Origin of the sequence: Microlunatus parietis (genome assembly GCF_013407955.1) — a bacterium.
In the GTDB taxonomy this organism is placed as follows: Bacteria; Actinomycetota; Actinomycetes; order Propionibacteriales; family Propionibacteriaceae; genus Microlunatus; species Microlunatus parietis.
In genome coordinates this window covers 6906738-6924936 of the sequence record NZ_JACCBU010000001.1, presented here as the reverse complement: position 1 = coordinate 6924936, position 18199 = coordinate 6906738, and the positions used below count along the sequence as shown (strand labels likewise).

Genomic DNA, 18199 nt, shown 5'->3' with positions numbered 1-18199 from the left:
GCTTGTGAAAAATAGCACAAGGTCTCCTCCGAGCTCCAATCGGGGGGCGGCCTTCGGGCGCTACTTCGCGACCCTTCGCGGCTTCACTCTGGTGCGACCGTTGAGCGGCCGTCCGAGCGTCGCCACCAGCAGCACCAGCGCGAGTCCGAGCAGGCCGACCGCGACCAGCACCGAGACCCGGTCCTGGACCAGGCCGAGCCCGATCATGCCGAACGAGACCAGCGCCGACCAGCCGTACATCAGCATCACCGCGCCGCGCTGGCTGTGCCCGCGCTCCAGCAGCCGGTGGTGCAGGTGCTGCTTGTCCGCGGCGAACCACCACTTTCCTTGGTACGTACGGCGGATGTAGGCCATCACCAGGTCCAGCAGCGGTAACGCGAGGATCGCCACCGGCAGCACCAGCGGCAGCACGGTCGGCAGCAGGCCGCGATCGCTCGGCATCTGCGACGGGTCGATCTGCCCGGTCAGGCTGACTCCCGAGGTGGCCAGCAGGAAGCCGAGCAGCAGTGCGCCGGAGTCGCCCATGAACATCTTCGCCGGGAAGAAGTTGTGCGGCAGGAAGCCGAGGCAGGCGCCGGCGATTGCGACCGTGATCAGGCTGGCCGTGGTGGCCCGGGTCAGGTCCTGGGTGACGGTGAGCAGATAGCAGTAGGCGAAGAAGGCCAGCGCGCCGATCCCGACCACCCCGGTGGCCAGGCCGTCCAGCCCGTCGACGAAGTTGACCGCGTTGGAGCAGAGCACGATGAAGAACACCGTGATCGCGATCGAGGCGGAGCTGTCCAGCGCGATCGTCTGCCCGGGCAACGGGATCCAGAGCATCTTCACGCCGAGCGCGACCACGACCCCGGCGGCGACGATCTGGCCGGCGAACTTGGCCAGCGCGGACAGCTCGAACAGGTCGTCCAGCACCCCGACCAGGCAGATGATCGCCGCCGCGATCAAGATCGCCCGGGAGTCCTGGATGACCAGTTCCTGGCCGCCGAGGAACGGCAACTGCCAGGCCACCACCACCGCGACGGCAAGGCCGCACAGCATGGCCAGGCCGCCGAAGTACGGCATCTCGATCGTGTGCACGTCCCGGTCCCGGACCTTGGCCAGCGCCCCGAACCGCAGCGCGAGCTTGCGACACAGACCGCTGACCAGAAAGGTCGCGGCCGCCGCGATCAGCAGCACCAGCAGATATTCACGCACGCTCGGTCTTCCGGATGGATTGCGCCACTAGGTCTTGGGAGTCGCCTCGCTCGGCGACGCCGCAACATGATCATCGTCCGCTTGATCATCCGCGGGTACGGGCTCGGTCGCGTGCTCCTTGATCAGCCGCTCGATGTCCTCGCTGCTGTCCGGCTCCTCGGTCTCACCCTTCGCCTCGGTGCCGGCCTCGGCGGCCGGGCCGACGTCGGTCGGCTCCGGGTCGACGGGCTCCCCCGCAGCCATCGATTCGGCATCCGACGGCTCGGTATCCGTCGGCTCGGCGTCGGTCGGGTTGTCGTCGGTCGGTTCGGCGTCAGCCGGCTCGGCTTCGGCTGCCTCGGCTTCCTCGGCGGGGACCGTCAGGTCCTCCAGCTCGGGCAGCGTCTCCCGCAGCACGTCCACGCTGAGCGCGCCGGCCCGGAGCAGTTCGCCATGATCATTCTGGGAGAAGTCGACCATCGACGAGGGCGCGCCGTCGGGGCTCGCGACCGGCCCGCCGTCCAGATAGACCGACACCTTGTTGCCGAAGTACTCGATCGCCTGGTCACAGGTCAGGGCCGGCGGCCGGCCGCTCAGGTTGGCCGAGCTGACCGCCATCGGGCCGGTCTGCCGGAGCAGGTCCCGGGTCAGCTCGTAGTCCGGCACCCGCAGCCCGATCGTGCCACGGGTCTCCCCCAGGTCGATCCGCAGCGAGTCCCGGGCCTTGACGATCACGGTCAGCGGCCCCGGCCAGTGCTTCTCGGTCAGCGGTCCGACCAGCTCCGGCACGTCGTCGGCCAGCGCCCGGATCAGCGAGGCGTCACCGATCAGCACCGGCGGCGGCGTGTCCCGGCCGCGGTCCTTCGCGTCCAGCAGCCGCTGCACCGCGTCCGCGTCGAAAGCGTCGGCGCCGATCCCGTACACGGTGTCGGTGGGCAGCACCACGCACTCGCCGTTCTCGATCGCGATCCGGGCCGCCTCCGCCGCCTCCGCCAGCGCGGCCGGATCCGATCCCGTGATGTCGAACCGCTGGTAGGCCGGCAGCGGCGGTTCCTCCGGCTCGGCCTCCGCGGCGTCCTCGGCCGGTTCCTCCGCGTCCTGATCGCCCGCCGGCTCTTCCTCCGTGTCCTGAGCCTGTCCAAGGGCCGAGTCCGGTTCGGCACCGCTCACCGCGCCCGCCGGCTCGGCGGCCTGCTCCTCCGTGCCCTCAGCCTGTCGCAGGGCCTGATCGGATTCGGCCTCGACCGGCTCCGGCGGTTCGTCCGTCTTCGGCGCCGTCACCTCCGAGACGGCGGCCCGGCCGGCCATGTGGTCCTTGATCCACTGCTCGGTCTCGGCCCGGCGCTCTTCCTCCGTCGGCTCCGTCTCCGTCGCCGGCGGCCCGGGTCGGGGGCCCGCGTCGGCCGGCGCCGGCTTTGCGGACCCGTTGGGCTCCGGCGGGCTCAGCGGCTCGTCGGCCGCGGCGCCGGTGCCCTGCTCACGTACTTCGTTCACCCGGCCCATCCTGCCAGAGCCGTACGAGTGGATCCGTCCCGCACGGCGGTGGTGAACCGGGAGCGTCCGGTCAGGTCGCGGTGGTCGCGGACGGAGCCGAATCCGCCGTGCCCGGCGAAGAGCGCGACGACCGCCTCGCCCTGCAGGTCGGAGTGCTCGGTGGCGACCAGCCCGCCCGGCTTGAGCAGCCGCGCCGCGAGCCCGGTCAGCACCCGGATCGCGTCCAGGCCGTCGGCCCCGGAGTACAGGGCGAGCTCCGGATCATGATCACGAGCCTCCGGCGCGACGGACTCGTACGCCTCCCACGGAATGTAGGGCGGATTGCTGATCACCAGGTCGCAGCGGCCGTCCCAGTCCCCCGGCAGCTCGGCCATGTCGGACTTGATCAACTCGACGCCGGTCCCGGCCAGGTTGCCGGCGGCCCATTCGGCGGCCCGATGATCACGTTCGACGGCGATCACCGTGCAGCCCGGCGCCTCGTCGGCGAGCGCCTTGGCGATCGCTCCGGACCCGGTGCCGAGTTCGATCACCAGCGGCCGATTTCCGTCCATAATCGACTTCTGCAACCGCTCGACGGCCCAGCCGGTCATCACCTCGGTCTCCGGTCGCGGTACGAACACGCCCGGCCCGACGGCCAGCTCCACGTGCCGGAAGAAGGCCCGCCCGGTCAGGTGTTGCAGCGGTTCCCGGCGCGCCCGGCGGATGATCAACTCCAGGTAGCGGCGCCGTTGATCATCGTCGACCCGGTCCATGATCAACAACTGGCTCGGCTCGAAGCCGGCCGCGTGGGCCAGCAGCAGCCGGGCATCGGTGTCGGGGCTCGGCACGCCGGCCTCCCGCAGCCGGTCGGTGGCCTCGGCGAGCACCGTACGTACCGAGGAATCCATGATCATCTTCTGGTTCATGCCGGGCCGGCCAGGGACAGCCGCTCGGCGGTGTCCGCCTCCTGCAGCGCGGTGATCACCGCGTCCAGCTGACCGTTCAGCACCTGGTCCAGGTTGTAGGCCTTGAAGCCGATCCGGTGATCGGCGATCCGGTTCTCCGGGAAGTTGTAGGTCCGGATCCGTTCCGAACGGTCGACGGTGCGGACCTGGCTCCGGCGGGCCGCCGAGGCGGCGTCCGCCGCCTGCTCCTCGGCCAGCGTGGTCAGCCGGGCCCGCAGCATCCGCATCGCCTGTTCCCGGTTCTGCAGCTGAGATCGCTCGTTCTGGCAGGAGACCACGATGCCGCTGGGCAGGTGGGTGATCCGGACCGCGGAGTCGGTCGTGTTGACCCCCTGGCCGCCGGGACCGGACGACCGGTAGACGTCGATCCGAAGATCATCGTCGCTGATCTCGATCTCGGTCTCCTCGACTTCCGGCATCACCAGGACTCCGGCCGCCGACGTGTGCACCCGGCCCTGGGACTCGGTCACCGGCACCCGCTGCACCCGGTGCACGCCGCCCTCGAACTTGAGCACCCCGTACGGCATGTCGTCGGGCGAGCCCACCTTCGCCGCCTTCACCGCGACGGTGACCGACTTGTAGCCGCCGAGATCGGTCTCCTGGCTGTCCAGCACCTCGACCTTCCAGCCGCGCAGCTCGGCGTAGCGGCTGTACATCTTCAACAGGTCGCCGGCGAACAGCGCCGACTCCTCGCCGCCCTCGCCGGACTTGATCTCGATCAGCGCGTCGGACGAGTCGTTCGGGTCCCGCGGAGCGAGCAGCCGGGTCAGCCGCTCGGTCAGCTCGGTCAGCTTCCCCTCCAGCTGTTCGGCCTCCGCGGTGAACGCCGGGTCGTCGGCCGCCAGTTCGAGGGCCGCCTCGCGGTCCGCGGTGAGGCGTTCATGATCGGCGAGCGCGGTCACGATGGGGGTCAGCTCGGCGTACCGGCGGCCGAGTCGGCGGGCCAGGGCGGGGTCGGTGTGCGTCGCCGGGTCGGCGAGGCGGCCCTCCAGCTCGGCGTACTCCTCCCGCAACGGCTGGGCTGACTCGAACATGGACCCTCCACGGGGAGCTGACGAAACCAGGTGCGCGAATCCTGGGCAGACACGCAAACGGGCGCCGGGAAGGCGGGTCTCCCCCGCCTCCCGGCGCCCAGTCGAAGCTACTTCTTCTTGGCGTACCGCTTCTCGAACCGGGCCACGCGGCCGCCGGTGTCGAGGATCTTCTGCTTGCCGGTGTAGAACGGGTGGCACGCCGAGCAGACCTCGGCGCGGATCGCACCCTCCGACGCAGTGCTGCGGGTGGTGAACGTGTTGCCACAGGTACAGGTCACCTGGGTCACCGCGTACGCGGGATGAATGTCAGCCTTCATTTCTCTCCTCGGTCTCTCGGCACCGGGTCGCCTCGCAGTTCGCGGACGTGAACCGGCACCACCGGGCAAGTTTGCCGTACTTGCCTCCACCCGCCAAATGCGCCACGCCCCGCAGATATTCCCGCCGCCCGATGGTGACTACTCGTCGGCCGAAACACTCCGGGGACTGGAGTGCAAAGCGGTCTCCCAGTCCTGACCGCCGTGGAAAATGCCAAGGACGTTGATCACGAACTCGCCGGTCGACTCATCGACCTCGTAGGCGATCGTCGTCCGCTTCCGGTACGTGGTCGTTCGCAGCCCCGGCCGGACATCATCCCGATTCCGACCAGCGTTCGGGAACTTCGTGATGCTTCTGCAGTGATCCAGGATCGCCGAGATGAAGACCCGCGCCGCCTCGACCGATGCCCCGTTGGTGATCCACTCGTCGAGTTGCTGCGCGGCTTCCGGCGTGAATTAAACCCGGCCCGTCATGAACGGGCCGCCCACTTGGCCTCGAGACGGCTCCTGATGTCGTCGGCCGGGATTGCACGCGACCGGTCTGCCTTCAAGGCGTCGTAGGCTGCTGCGACTTCGGATCGTAGCCACTCCTCGGCTGCTCGCCCCATGGACTCGTCCGACTCCACCGACCTCAGCAGTCGCAGGGCCACATCCTTGCGCACCTCGGGAGGCAAGGACATCCCCGCCTCGTAGTACTCCGATGCACTCAGCGACATGCGGTCAATGTACGACGATCCCCCCGACGACACCCGCCGATCACAGCTACCCACGGATCGCGGTGAGGGCGAGGGCCGCCACGGCCCGTAGATCCTCGACCTGGGCGCCGTCTCGGGCCTGCTGACTCATCCCCTGAAGGGTCGCGGCCACGAACCGGGCCAGCCGAGCAGGTTCGGCGTGCGGCGGCAACTCACCCGAGTCGATATCGCGGCGGAACGCCGACTCGAAGGTCGCGAGATTCTGGTTGCGCAGGCCGGCGAGCCGGTCGGCGACGTGGCGATGGCCCGGCGTCACCGTGACCGCCGCGCTGATCACCAGGCAGCCGCCTGGGTGGCCGGTCGAGGCGTAGTGAGTCGCAGCCTCGTTGAGTACGCGATCGGCGAGCCGGGTGCCGCCCAGTTCAGCCGCGACCGCCTCCGCGAGGAACCGTCCGTGAGTCGCGTTGTAGTGGTCGACCACGGTGAAGAAGAGCGACTCCTTGGAGCCGAACGCCGCGTACAGACTCGGCGGCCGGATCCCCATGGCCGTCGTGAGCGTGGCGAGACTGGCGCCTTCGTAGCCCCACTCCCAGAACACCTGGGTCGCGGCCTCGACGGCGGAGGTCAGGTCGAATCTTCGGCCCTGGCCCGAAACCCCTGCCATGGATCCTCCTCTCGGGACGGCCAGCATACGTGTAGCGATCGATACTTGTAGTGATCGATACACGTATGACACGATCAATGGCATGACCCAGACCTCGCCGCCCGCCGCCGCCGAACTCGCTCCCCTTGCCGTCGTCACGGGAGGCAGCCGGGGCATCGGTGCCGCAACCGCCGAACGACTGGCACGCGACGGCTATTGCGTCGCGGTCCATTACGGCAGCGATGCGGCCGCTGCCGACACGGTGGTCGCCCGGATCCGGCGGAACGGAGGCGACGCCTTCTCCTTCCGGGCGGAACTGAACCGGCCCGAAGCCGGCCATCGATTCTGGGAGGCCTACGACGCTGCAGCAGGCGACCGCCGCGGACAGCGCCTCCGGACCATGATCAACAACGCCGGCGTGACCCTGCGCGGGCCGATCGAGGATTTCACTTCCGAATCACTGCTGCAGCAGCAACAGATCAATCAAGTCGCGCCGTTCCTGATCGTGCAGGCAGGACTCGACCGTCTCGAGGACGGCGGCCGGATCGTGAACGTGTCCTCGGGCGCCACCCGGATCGCCACGCCGGACATCATCGGCTACACCATGACGAAGAGCGCGATCGACGCCTTCACGCGGATCCTGGCCCAACATCTGGGACATCGCCGGATCACCGTCAACGCCGTGGCACCCGGAATCATCGACACCGACATGAACGCGGGCTGGCTGCGCGGCAACCCCGAGGCCGTCGAGCAGGTGCTGCCCCAGATCGCCCTCGGCCGGATCGGAACGGCCGCCGAGATCGCCGACGTGATCAGCTTCCTCGCCTCCGACGACGCGCGCTACGTGACCGGACACACCATCGACGCGACCGGTGGTTCCCGACTCTGAGGCGCCCGAGCTTGTCGCGGCGCTGTCCGCTACCGCTCGCCCGGAGCAGGGGACGCGACCGGGCCCGGGTTGTCCTCCATCACCCGTTTCCGGCGCTGCCACGGATCAAGATGCAGGTACGGCTTCGCGAACGGGTCGACCTCGGCCTGGTCGAGGATCCGCCCGACCTCCTCGACTGATCGGCCGACCACCTCCACGGCCTTGAAGTCTCCCTCGGGCGGCGGAGCCTGAACCACGGAGTCGGCCACGGGCAGGGTCCGCAGGATGATCAACTCCGGAACGCCGGTCTCGCCCAGGTCGGCGTACGTCACGACCGCGAGGCAGGCCTGCCCCACCTCGAATCCCCGCTGCCAGCCGCCGGTGATCGTCTCGGGCACCTCGACGCCCGGGTTCAGGGACGGCCGGCGCCACACGATCCGGTCCGTCCGCAACTCGAGCCGGCCGGGACTCCGGCTGGCCCGAGGCGCGGGCTCGTCCTCGTCGGTCACGGTCAGTAGCACCAGGATGTCGCCGTAGGTCACCCAATCCCTGACCGTCCCGTCCGGAAACGCCTTCTGCCCTCCAGGGGACGGGGCGCCGCAGTGGCCGGCGACCACGGCCCGCGGACCGAGACTCGTACCGGCGCAGGCCGACAGGGCCAGGGCGAGGGCCAACCCCAGGGCCGCCACCAGGCGCACCCGCGACGTCGTTGTCATGGACCGAGACTAAGCGCCGGGTCTGTCAACCGGCGGTTCTGGACCAGCGAGTGAACGATCAGAGGAGCTCCCGGGTGGGCAAGAATGAGGCTGTGCCGACCCCTGCGAACGACGGGCAGCCAGGAGGGCTACTGATTGTCATCTCTGGCCCCTCAGCCGCAGGCAAGACCACGGTCGGATGCGAGTTGGCCACCCGCAGAGAGCGTGCGATCCACATCGATGGTGATGTGATCCAGCGCCTGGTCGTCTCCGGGTCCGTCACGATGGAGATCCCGCCGCCGCCGGGCGCACTCGACCAGCTGCGCCTGAGGTTCGCCGCGGCGCTCGCCGTTGCCGATCTCTATCGCGCCGCCGGCTTTGACGCGATCCTGAGCGACAACCTGTTCGGGGAGGAAGCGCGTCGGTTCATCGTGTCCGCGCTCGAATCGGACCCTTCGTGGCCGCTGCATTTCGTGATGCTCGATCCGTCGATCGAGGCGATCCGGGAGAGATACCGCCGACGGCCGGGCGGGGGCTACTCAAACACCCTCACTCCGGAAGTCCTCAAGGACGCGGTGGAAAGCACGCCTCGCGTCGGACTTCGGTTGGACACGACCGGCCAGACGGTGACGCAGACCGTCGACGAAGTGCTCGCGCGGCTGGCGGAAGCGGTGGTCGATCCCGCATCACTTCGCGCCGCCGGCTGAATGCCCTGACTGGCGATCGCCTGTCCAGGTCGGTGTCGCCAAACCTCCGCAGTTCGGCCGCTACACCCCGGAATCGGCCTCCAATGCTCCGCTCGTGGAGGAAAACGACACCGGCTCTCGGCAGCCGGACCCCGTGCCCAGCCGGCGCCTGAAAACCATTGGCAGGCTGTCGGTGGCCGACCCTAGACTCGTCGGCGACGAAGAAGGAGGTGCACACACCTTGTCGAACCATGTTCCCTCGACTCGCTGGTCGGCCGGTCCCGGCTGGCCCGCGCCGGCTGAGATCGGCGCGTCCGGTTGTGCCTCCGCCGATTCCGTCTGTTGATTCGGCCCCAGCGCTGACCGTCCGCCGCGACCGCGCGGCCAACCTTCGCTGACTTTCAGCGTCGCTGCGCCGACTCCTGCCTCCCAACTCGTACGACCTCTCTGCGACTCAACGCCCTCGAAAGGAGGACGACACATGATCACGCACGACCACGATCCGCGCGAGACCGCCATCTGGGTTCCCGGATCGCTGGTTTTCACCCGGACCGAACAGTGCCAGCACGGGCTGGCCGCCGAGGAGGCGCTGTTCCTGCGCACCCTGGACCAGGTCCAGGCCGACCGGCGCCGCCGGCCCCGGCCCATCGCCAGGCTCCGGCTGTTCGCCGCACGGCGGCTCGGCGTCGCCAGCCTCACCGACTGAGAAAGTCTGCGCCGCGCGGAATACCTTCCGGGGCTCGCTCGTTGGTGCTGTTGGCCGGGCTGAGAGATGCTCGGACCAGCGGCGCCGGAGCCTCATCCGGTAGCCAGCCCAATGACGCTGCCAGCCCCACCAGGGGCGGGCTGTGCGCTGGGCACCCCACTCTCACAGTGCAGTGACCGGACCAGCCTGTCCGGTGGATTCGTCTGCCCGCAGGCCGGCCCGGGCCGCCACGCCCCAGCAAGACCCCTCGAAGGGAGGGAACACGAATGAACTTTTCTCAGTACGATCCGCGAGACGTCGCGCTCTGGACCCCCGGTTCGGTGACCGCCAACCGTCCGGCCGTCGGTCGCTTCGGCCGTCCGAGCGAGGAGGCCCTGATCCTGCAGGCACTCGAGGGGCGGCGCGCCGCGCGCGCCCGTCGGCCGCGCCGGTTCGGTCGGCTCCGCCTGATCGCCCGCAACGCCTGATCACGGATCAGGCCCTAGAAAACGACTCGATCCCCGGACCTCACGGTCCGGGGATCGCGTCTTTCCACCGGCGGTTCAGCGCAGCCGCTCGATCGAGATCTGGTCGTCGCAGACCCGGTCCAGCAGCGCCGGCTCGTGACTGATCGCCAGCAGCCCGAGTCCGCGATCACGGACGAGGTCCAGCAGGGTGTGCCAGATCCCGGCCTGGGTGAGCGCGTCGAACATCGCGGTCAGTTCGTCCACGACGAGATAGCGGGTGCCCGGCTGCAGCGCCCGGGCGATGCAGAATCGCTGGAGTTCGCCGCCGGACAACTCCTCCGGAAAGCGTTCGAGCCAGTCGGGCCGGATCCCGATCCGGTCCAGTGTCTCCCGGGAGGGCCGGCCGGCCTCGTCCAGCACCGACCGCATCCGCCACCGGGGATTGACGGCGAGTTCGGGATGCTGATGGATCAGCTGGACCGGCCGGAAGCCGCGGCGCGGCAGCGGCCGGCCGTCGACCTGAATCTCACCCGAGGCTGGCCGAAGATCACCGGCCAGCAGTGCGGCGAACGTGGACTTGCCCACGCCGCTCGGACCGGTCAGCCCGACCACCGTCCCGGCCTCGACCCGGAGAGTCGCCGCCCGAAAGAGCGGTTCCCGGCCCGGATGGGCGAACGCGAGGTCCCTGACCACCAACGCCATCAGGCACCTGCCGGACGGAACTGGTTCTGCGGCAGGGCACACCAGAGATCACGGGCGAAGGCGTGGGTCAGGTCGGCGCCGTCGCCGGCGAACGCCCGGGCGTCCTCCACGCTGAGCAACTCGCCCTGGTGCATGACCGCGATCCGCTGGGCGACGGCGATCGCGGCGAAGATGTCGTGCGTGATCAACAAGACCGCGGTGCCCGCCTCGGCCAGCTCGCGCAGGTGGCGCAGCACCTCGGCCACCGCGTCCGGATGGAGCCCCGGGGTCGGTTCGTCGGCGACCACGAGCCGCACCGAGTCCCGGATGCTGGTGGCGAAGAGTACGCGGCGCAGCATCCCACCGGAGAGCTGGAACGGGTACAGCCGAGCCACGTCGTCGGCGAGCCCGTACCGCGCGAACAACTCTCGTTGCCGCAACCCGGCGGTCCGGGGGTCCAGCCCGATCCGAACCTGCCGGCCGACGGTCATCAGCGGGTCGAGGTGGCTGACGGTCTGCGGGATGTAGGAGATCTCGCGGCCGCGCAGGGTCCGCAGCCTCTTCTCGTCCAGCGGTTCGCGGTCGTACCGGAGCTGCCCGGTGACCGTCGCATTGGCCGGGAGGATGCCGAGGATCGCCTGGGCGAGCAGGGTCTTGCCCGAGCCGCTGGCCCCGATCACGGCGAGGATCTCGCCCTCCCCGAGCTCGAGGCTGAGCGAGCGGACGGCGGTCACCGAGCGGACCCTGCCGACGTTGCGGGTGAACTCGACCGAGAGGTCCTCGAGGGACAGCAGCGGCGGCCTTGCGGCGAAGTTGATCATGCGTTCACCAGTCTCGGGTCGAACCGGGCCCGCAGCCGGTCACCCAGACGCGCAACGCAGAGCACCACGACGAGCAACGCCGCGCCGGGAAAGACGGCCAGCCACCACTTCCCGCTCAGGATGTGCGGCATCCCCTCGGAGAGCAGGATGCCGATCGCGGGCGTCTGCGGGGAGAAGCCGAAGCCGAGGAAGGTCAGCGCCGCCTCGTGCAGCACCACGTGCGGCAGCATCAGCACGAACCCGACCAGCAATTGTGGGAAGGCGAGCGGCAGGATGTGCCGGGAGGCGATGAACCAGGGACTCTTGCCGAGCCCGCGGGACACCTTGACGAAGTCGGCGTCGCGCAGCTGCTTGGTGTCCGCCCGGACCAGCAGGGCGAGCGCCATCCAGTGCGTCGTGGCGATGCCGAGCATGATGCCGGGGATCCCGCCGCCGACGGTGAACGCGATCAAGATCATGAACACCAGATGCGGGATGCCGATGAACAGGTCGACCAGCCAGGAGAGGGCCGTATCCAGCCAACGTGCCGCCAGCGCCGCAGCGATGCCGAGCGCGGTCGAGATCGCCGTGCTGAGCAGCGCGGTCGCCACGCCGATGGCGAGCGAGAGGGCGAGTCCCTTGACCACGCGGGTGAACAGGTCCCGGCCCAGATGATCGGTGCCGAAGAGATGCTCGAAGCTCGGCGGCAGCAACCGCGATCGCAGGTCGGACTGCAGGGCCGCGTCGTCGAGCAGGAAGCTGCCCACGGTGATGCCGACCACCAGCGTCGCCACCAGAGCCAGGGACCGGGCCAGCGGGGACCGGGCCGGCGGGAAGCGTGGGCCGGACCGGACCGGAGTTGCGGTGGCCGTCACAGCCGGCTCCTGACTCGAGGATCGATCCCGGCATTGACGAGGTCGGCGACCAGGTTCCCGGCGAACACGAAGGCCGAGCTGATCAAGACGATGCCCAACAACAGCGGTACGTCGGAGCCGAGGGCGGCGGCGGTCAGCGTCGATCCCAGCCCCGGATAGGAGAAGACCGTCTCGGCCAGGACCGAACCGCCGAACAGCTCGGCGAAGTACGCGAACTGCAGCGTGATCGCGGGGACGATCGAATTGCGCAGCCCGTGGTTCCAGAACAGGGCAGGTCCACGCTCGCCCCGGGCCCGGGCGAAGATCACGTAGTCGCTGTGCAGGACGTCGGTCATCCGTTCCCGGGTGTGCATCGCGATGTTCGCTACCCCGATCAAGGAGAGCGTGGCCGCCGGCAGGACGAAGTGATGCAGCCGCTGCGCGAACGTGACCTCGTCGGCCGGAACGCCGTGCGGGCCGGCGAGCCCGACCGGGAACCAGGCCAGCCAGACGGCGAAGATCATCAGCAGGACGATGCCGAGCCAGAACGCCGGCGTCGACGACAGCAGGTAGCTGTAGCCGGTGACGAGCCGGTCGGCCGGCCGGCCACGGCGAAAGGCGGCGACCACGCCGAGGGCGTACCCGAAGAGGCCGGAGAGCACCCAGGCCACGCCCATCAGAGCGAACGAGGCCCAGAACCGCTCCGCGATGATCTCGGCCACCGGCGCCCGGTACAGCGTCGACGTGCCCAGGTTTCCCTGCAAGATCGCGCGCGCCCAGGCCAGATACTGCTCGATCGGCGACCGGTCCAGACCCCAGTACGCGCGAAGCCGCTCGAGCTGCTCGTCGGTGAGATTGACGTCGGCGCCGACGTAGGCCTGGATCGGATCGACCGGAGAATTCAAGATCAGAACGAAGGCCAGCACCGACACGCCGACCAGCAGCGTCACGAACCGCAGCACCCGGATGGTGACCCGGCGGGCGAGCCCGGTGCCGCCGAGACGGCCGTGCACCACCGTCACGTGGTCCAGTTCCAGTCGGCGAGGGTGTTGAACAACGCCCACTCGTGACCGTGGCCCTGGATCGGGCCTTTGCCCAGGTCGAGCCCGTCCCGCACCAGGTAGGAGTGGTCGAGCCGGATCAGCCAGACGATCGGGGCGTCGCCGTGCTCGCCGGCGAAGCCCGCCTCGCCGTCGAGCTGGGCGAGTTTCCAGTGCTCGTTGGCTTCGGCCGGATCGGCTGCGGCGAGCCCGGCCGCGAGGTGCCGGTCCACCGTCTCGTCCGAGTACTGCGGCATGTTGTTGTAGCCGGAGTCGATCGCCGTGGACGAATACATCTCGAACAGCTGATGGGCATGGTGGCGGCCGCCGCCCCAGGTGACCGCGTTGGCCTTGCCGTCCCGGTAGATCCCGTCCCAGGTCGTGCCCTGAGCCACGATCTCGATCCCGAACGCACGCGCCTGTTCGGCGACGACCAGGGCAAGATCGCTGCGAAGTTGATCATCGGACGGGTAGAGCAGGGCGAACCGGGCCGGGGTGCCGTCCTTCTCGACGATGCCGTCCCCGTTGGAATCCGACCAGCCGGCCTGCTGCAACAGCCGCTTGGCGTCGTCGATCCGGCCGTCCTCGAAGGCCGCGGCCTCGTTGAACCACGGCAGCCCGTCCACCAGGGTGAAGGCCGGCCGGCCGTGGCCCTGCAGCACCAGCTCGACCAGGCCTTCCCGATCAAGGCCGATGTTCAGTGCTTGCCGCACGGCTCGATCGGCGGTGACGTCGTTGCCGACCTTCACCTCCTGGCCGCGGATCTTCCCGGTGTTGCCGGCCGGCAGGGTCGGCAGGGTGAGCCCGCGCGAGTCGACGGATTCGAAGGTCTGCAAGGTCATGCCCGGGATCTGCTGGTCCGCATAGGCCGGCGGTACGTAGGCGATGTCGACACCACCGGACCGGGCCGCGGCCAGGGCCGCATCCTCGGCCAGGAAGAGGAACGTCAGCGACGAGAACGCGACCTTGCCGCCGTACCAGTGCGGGTTCGGCTCCAAGATCAACTGCTGGCCGTCCTGATAGCTCCGGACCTGGTACGGACCCGAGCCGATCGGGTTGCTCGAGTACTCCGGCCCGTAGTGGTCCTTGGGCAGGATCGGGATCTCCGACAGCTGGCTGACGAACGTCGACCGGGGCTGTTCCAGCTGGAAGCTCACGTGCTTCTCGTCCGCGGCCGTGATCTTGCGGACGAAGCTCAGATCGAACTGACTGGCGTCCTTCTTCAGCAGCTCGTAGGTGAACACCACGTCCTGCGCCGTCACCGGCTCACCGTTCGACCAGCGCGCGTCGTCCCGCAGGGTGAAGTCCCACCGGAGCGCGTCGTCGCTCACCGAGTACTCCGCGGCGAGGTCGCCGACGAAGTTGACATCGGCGTCCAGCGCCAACAGCGAACTGTGGATCGGCCGGATCTGTGCCGGACGACTCCCCCACCCCTTGAGCGGGTCGAACTCGCCTCCCGCCACGTTGCCGACGGCGATCGTCAGTTCGTCCCCGCGGGCGGCGGGCCGACCGGACTCGCCGCCACCACCGCTGCACCCCGTGATGATCAGGAGCACAACCGCCGCCATGAGGGCGGCCATTCTGCTCGCCCTGCCGGGGTGAGCGCGGAATGTCGGCACTGGTCGACCTCATCTCTCGATGGCGTGCTGCGGAGACCCCCGATGATCACCAGACCCGGGTCGAGAGAAAACGATAATGAAAACGGTTGCCAGTTGCAATTCCGCCCGCAGAACGATCACCGGCCGGTTGGGCCGCAGCCGCGACTGATCATCTGCCTGGCCTGATCAAGGTCCCTGGAAACGACTCGATCCCCGGACCTCGCGGGTCCGGGGATCGAATCTTGGTGCGTGTGGGTCAGTCGTCGTCGGAGCCGGCGGTGACACCGGTTCGAGCGCCGGCGCCGGGAACGCTTCGGGTGATCGCCACCAGGAACTCCTGGTTGCTTTGCGTCTTGCGCATCCGGTCCAGCAGCATCTCCAGACCCTGGACGCCCTCGAGGCCGGACAGCACGCGGCGCAGCCGCCAGACGACGTTGAGCTCTTCCTTGCTCATCAGCAATTCTTCGCGGCGGGTGCTGGAGGCGTCGACGTCGATCGCGGGGAAGATCCGCTTGTCGGCGAACTCGCGGCGCAGCCGGAGCTCCATGTTGCCGGTGCCCTTGAACTCCTCGAAGATCACTTCGTCCATCTTCGAGCCGGTCTCGATCAGCGCCGTGGCCAGGATGGTCAGCGAGCCGCCGTTCTCGATGTTCCGCGCCGCACCGAAGAACTTCTTCGGCGGATACAGCGCGGCCGAGTCGACACCACCGGACAGGATCCGGCCGGACGCCGGGGCCGCCAGGTTGTACGCGCGGCCGAGGCGGGTGATGCCGTCGAGCAAGATCACGACGTCCTTGCCCAGCTCGACCAGCCGCTTGGCCCGTTCGATCGCCAGCTCGGCGACCGTCGTGTGATCTTCGGCCGGCCGGTCGAACGTCGAGGAGATGACCTCACCCTGAACAGTGCGCTCGAAGTCGGTGACCTCCTCCGGACGCTCGTCCACCAGCACCACCATCAGGTGGACTTCCGGGTTGTTGGTGGCGATCGCGTTCGCGATGGCCTGCATGATCAACGTCTTGCCGGCCTTCGGCGGCGAAACGATCAAGCCACGCTGACCCTTGCCGATCGGCGACACGATGTCGATCAGTCGCGTGCTCAGCTTGTTGGCCGTGGTCTCCAGCCGCAGCCGCTCCTGCGGATACAGCGGGGTCAGCTTGCTGAACTCGAGCCGGCCCTTGCTGGCCTCGGGATCCGCACCGTTGACCGTGGTCAGCTTCACCAGCGGATTGAACTTCTCCTTCCGCTCCCCGTCCTTGGGGGTACGGATCTCGCCGGTGATGATGTCGCCCTTGCGCAGGCCGAACCGCTTCACCATGGACAGCGAGACGTACGCGTCGTCGGGACCGGGCAGGTACCCGGTGGTCCGGACGAAGGCGTAGTTGTCCAGCACGTCGAGGATGCCCTTGGTCTCGACCAGGACGTCGTCCTCCGACACCACCGGCTCGTCGAAGCGCTCCGCGCCGCCGAGCTGGCCGGAACCGCCCCGGCGCCGGCTCTGCCGGTCCCGGCTGCGCCGCCGCCGGCCCCGGCGACCGCCCTGCTCGTCGTCGAAGTCGCTACCGCCGCCGCGATGTTGATTGCTGTTGTTGTTCTGGTTGCTCTGGCGACGGCCGCGGCGGCCGTCGTCGCCGTCGTTGCGATCGCCGTCGGCGTTGTTGTTGTTGTTGTCGGACCGGCTCTCGGCCTCGCCGCCGCGCTGGCGCGGTTCCCGGTCGCCGTCGTTGTCGCCCCGGGAGCGGCGTTCGACCTGGGCCTTGATCTCCTGCTCGACCCGGGCCTGCACCTCGGGGTCGACGGACGGCCGCTCGGCCTGACCGTCGCGAGCCTGTCCCGGCTCACGCTGCTCGCGCGGCTGACCCTGCTCGCGCGGCTGATTCTGCTCGCGCTGCTGGCTCTGCTCACGCTGCTCGCGGCGCGGCTGGCCCTGCTCACGGACGGGCTCATGGGTGCCGTTGCTGCTCGGCTGTTCGATCGACGCGTCCAGCGTCGGCTGATCGGCCGGGGCCGACTGGCGGCCCTCCCGGCGGTTCCCGTTCCGCGGCCGCTCCGCCGCAGCTTCGGTGGCCGGCGCCTGCTCGGCGGAGCCGGATCGGTTGGATCCGCTCTGCGCGGCCTTGATGGCGTCGATCAGTTGGCCCTTGCGCATGGCGCCGAGGCCCTTGATTCCGAGTGAGCCGGCAAGCTGCTTCAGCTCCGGGAGGACCATGGCCTCCAGACCAGAACCCTTGCGCTTGCGGGGAGCGTCGCCAGCTGAGGGCGCGCTCGTCACTTCGGCGGTATCTGTCACGAGTTTCCTTCTCGGTTCGGGTGTTCGTCACCCTTCCTGACCCCACAGGATTCGCCTGGGGGAACGTTTCTTTGAACTCCCTCGCCACCTCCGCCTATGCCAAGGCCGTGGACGCGGGATTCATCAGTTGGGTCATCGACAGCGATCAGGTCGGCCAAACATTTCTCGACTTGGCATCGACCTCTGGGTGATCGCCGTTGCGCCAGACCCGGGGCGCTGCCGGGGAAAAGACCCGCAAGCCAAACCGCGTGCTCTCTTCACCGTCGGCACAATCAGGCTAGCACCATCAGGCCAGAAAGGGTGATTTTCCGCGGAGTGGCACCGAAAGTCGTGTTCGTCACACTGCCGCGGCGGGCGGTTCCACCCTGGCCCCGGCGCCGATCGCCAGGCTCCTCCGGCGGAATCCCGGATGCTCCGGCAGACCGGCCAGCGACGGTGCCCGCCCGAGCACCAGGACGGACGGCCCGGCACCGCTGACCACGGCCGCGAATCCCTTGCTCCTCAGGAGTTCCAGCAGGTCGTACGACTCCGGCATAGCGGTCCGGCGATAGCGCTGGTGGAGCCGGTCCTCGGTCGCCGGCAGCAGCAGGTCCGGGGTGCGGGAGAGGGCCTCGACGAGCAGCGCGGCCCGGCCCGCGTTCGCCGCGGCGTCGCTGTGCGGCACCTCGGCCGGCAGCAACCCGCGCGCCTCGCTGGTGGGCACCGAGGTGTCCGGCAGGTAAACGGTGGCACCGAGCTCCGGGTGTACGGGAACGCTCACGGCTCCGACCCGGTCCGGCTCCGGATAGGCGATCACCAGCCCGCCCAGCAGCGCGGCGGCGACGTTGTCGGCGTGGCCCTCGAGTTCATTGGCCAGGCCGAGCAACCGCTCCGGCTCCGGGTCGACGCCGGCGAGCACCGTACCGGCGAACAGACCGGCGATGATCGCGGCCGCCGACGAGCCGAGGCCCCGGCCGTGCGGAATGACGTTGTCCGCGGTCAGCGCCAGGCCCGGCACCTCGCGGCCGAGGTCGGCCAGCGCCGCGACGGCGGACCGGAGGATCAGGTGCGAGCCGTCCCGCGGCACCGTGTCGGCACCCTCACCGGTCACCGCTGCGGTGAAACCGGTCTCGGTGACCCGCAGCGTCGCCGCCTGACGCAGGTCGAACGCGAGCCCGAGATGGTCGAAGCCGGGCCCCAGATTCGCGCTGGTCGCCGGCGCCGAGACCGTCACGGTGCGCCCGACCAGGTCCGCTGCCAAGGCG

General features: G+C 69.3%; 19 protein-coding genes and 1 pseudogene. 4 read left to right on the top strand and 16 right to left on the bottom strand.

What is annotated here, in order from left to right:
• Positions 1-60: 60 nt before the first annotated feature.
• The 8 genes and pseudogenes from BKA15_RS33270 to BKA15_RS33235 form a co-directional block, all read right to left on the bottom strand.
• Positions 61-1191, bottom strand: a complete 1131-nt coding sequence (locus tag BKA15_RS33270; RefSeq protein ID WP_179757905.1) for an MraY family glycosyltransferase — start codon at positions 1189-1191, stop codon at positions 61-63.
• Between the two features lie 27 nt (positions 1192-1218).
• Positions 1219-2664, bottom strand: coding sequence for an L-threonylcarbamoyladenylate synthase (locus BKA15_RS33265; RefSeq protein WP_312879624.1), 1446 nt, complete (start codon positions 2662-2664; stop codon positions 1219-1221).
• Positions 2661-3557 (bottom strand): peptide chain release factor N(5)-glutamine methyltransferase, encoded by an 897-nt coding sequence (prmC, locus tag BKA15_RS33260; protein ID WP_246322482.1) that lies wholly within the window; start codon positions 3555-3557, stop codon positions 2661-2663. Before prmC ends, BKA15_RS33265 begins: the two co-directional genes overlap by 4 nt.
• An 8-nt stretch (positions 3558-3565) precedes the next feature.
• A complete protein-coding gene (gene prfA, locus BKA15_RS33255; RefSeq protein ID WP_179757904.1) occupies positions 3566-4642 on the bottom strand; it encodes a peptide chain release factor 1 in 1077 nt (358 codons plus the stop codon).
• A gap of 107 nt (positions 4643-4749) precedes the next feature.
• On the bottom strand, positions 4750-4959 hold the full coding sequence (gene rpmE, locus BKA15_RS33250) for a 50S ribosomal protein L31 (RefSeq protein ID WP_179757903.1): 210 nt from the start codon (positions 4957-4959) through the stop codon (positions 4750-4752).
• Between the two features lie 138 nt (positions 4960-5097).
• Positions 5098-5400: pseudogene (locus tag BKA15_RS37455) on the bottom strand (type II toxin-antitoxin system RelE/ParE family toxin); the annotation flags it as partial.
• 26 nt (positions 5401-5426) lie between these two features.
• Complete coding sequence (locus tag BKA15_RS33240; RefSeq protein ID WP_179757902.1) at positions 5427-5672, bottom strand: hypothetical protein; 246 nt, start codon at positions 5670-5672, stop codon at positions 5427-5429.
• Between the two features lie 46 nt (positions 5673-5718).
• Positions 5719-6315, bottom strand: coding sequence for a TetR/AcrR family transcriptional regulator (locus BKA15_RS33235; RefSeq protein ID WP_179757901.1), 597 nt, complete (start codon positions 6313-6315; stop codon positions 5719-5721).
• Here BKA15_RS33235 and BKA15_RS33230 point away from each other — a divergent pair.
• Positions 6314-7183 (top strand): SDR family oxidoreductase, encoded by an 870-nt coding sequence (locus BKA15_RS33230; protein WP_246322481.1) that lies wholly within the window; start codon positions 6314-6316, stop codon positions 7181-7183. The genes BKA15_RS33235 and BKA15_RS33230 overlap by 2 nt on opposite strands.
• Positions 7184-7212: 29 nt before the next feature.
• Here BKA15_RS33230 and BKA15_RS33225 read toward each other — a convergent pair whose 3' ends face one another.
• Positions 7213-7878: a hypothetical protein gene (locus BKA15_RS33225; protein ID WP_179757900.1), complete on the bottom strand. Its 666-nt coding sequence runs from the start codon at positions 7876-7878 to the stop codon at positions 7213-7215.
• A gap of 74 nt (positions 7879-7952) precedes the next feature.
• Between BKA15_RS33225 and BKA15_RS33220 the strand changes: the two genes are divergently transcribed.
• The 3 genes from BKA15_RS33220 to BKA15_RS33210 all read left to right on the top strand — a co-directional run bounded on the left by BKA15_RS33220 (position 7953) and on the right by BKA15_RS33210 (position 9716).
• Positions 7953-8564, top strand: a complete 612-nt coding sequence (locus BKA15_RS33220) for an AAA family ATPase (RefSeq protein ID WP_179757899.1) — start codon at positions 7953-7955, stop codon at positions 8562-8564.
• Positions 8565-9024: 460 nt separating this feature from the next.
• Positions 9025-9249, top strand: coding sequence for a hypothetical protein (locus BKA15_RS33215; RefSeq protein ID WP_179757898.1), 225 nt, complete (start codon positions 9025-9027; stop codon positions 9247-9249).
• 266 nt (positions 9250-9515) lie between these two features.
• Positions 9516-9716: a hypothetical protein gene (locus BKA15_RS33210; protein ID WP_179757897.1), complete on the top strand. Its 201-nt coding sequence runs from the start codon at positions 9516-9518 to the stop codon at positions 9714-9716.
• 75 nt (positions 9717-9791) lie between these two features.
• On the opposite strand, the gene BKA15_RS33205 is transcribed toward BKA15_RS33210, so the two are convergent.
• The 7 genes from BKA15_RS33205 to thrB form a co-directional block, all read right to left on the bottom strand.
• Positions 9792-10397 carry an ABC transporter ATP-binding protein gene (locus BKA15_RS33205; RefSeq protein ID WP_179757896.1) on the bottom strand — a complete coding sequence of 202 codons (606 nt, stop codon included), beginning with the start codon at positions 10395-10397 and terminating at the stop codon, positions 9792-9794.
• A complete protein-coding gene (locus BKA15_RS33200) occupies positions 10397-11197 on the bottom strand; it encodes an ATP-binding cassette domain-containing protein (protein ID WP_179757895.1) in 801 nt (266 codons plus the stop codon). The genes BKA15_RS33205 and BKA15_RS33200 overlap by 1 nt, the downstream gene beginning before the upstream one ends.
• Complete coding sequence (locus BKA15_RS33195; RefSeq protein WP_179757894.1) at positions 11194-12051, bottom strand: ABC transporter permease; 858 nt, start codon at positions 12049-12051, stop codon at positions 11194-11196. The genes BKA15_RS33200 and BKA15_RS33195 overlap by 4 nt, the downstream gene beginning before the upstream one ends.
• A complete protein-coding gene (locus BKA15_RS33190) occupies positions 12048-13052 on the bottom strand; it encodes an ABC transporter permease (RefSeq protein WP_312879620.1) in 1005 nt (334 codons plus the stop codon). The genes BKA15_RS33195 and BKA15_RS33190 overlap by 4 nt, the downstream gene beginning before the upstream one ends.
• Complete coding sequence (locus BKA15_RS33185; protein ID WP_218871682.1) at positions 13049-14638, bottom strand: ABC transporter substrate-binding protein; 1590 nt, start codon at positions 14636-14638, stop codon at positions 13049-13051. The genes BKA15_RS33190 and BKA15_RS33185 overlap by 4 nt, the downstream gene beginning before the upstream one ends.
• Before the next feature lie 286 nt (positions 14639-14924).
• Positions 14925-16874 carry a transcription termination factor Rho gene (rho, locus tag BKA15_RS33180; RefSeq protein ID WP_218871681.1) on the bottom strand — a complete coding sequence of 650 codons (1950 nt, stop codon included), beginning with the start codon at positions 16872-16874 and terminating at the stop codon, positions 14925-14927.
• A 418-nt stretch (positions 16875-17292) separates the two neighbouring features.
• Positions 17293-18195 carry a homoserine kinase gene (gene thrB / locus BKA15_RS33175; RefSeq protein WP_179757891.1) on the bottom strand — a complete coding sequence of 301 codons (903 nt, stop codon included), beginning with the start codon at positions 18193-18195 and terminating at the stop codon, positions 17293-17295.
• Positions 18196-18199: the final 4 nt, after the last annotated feature.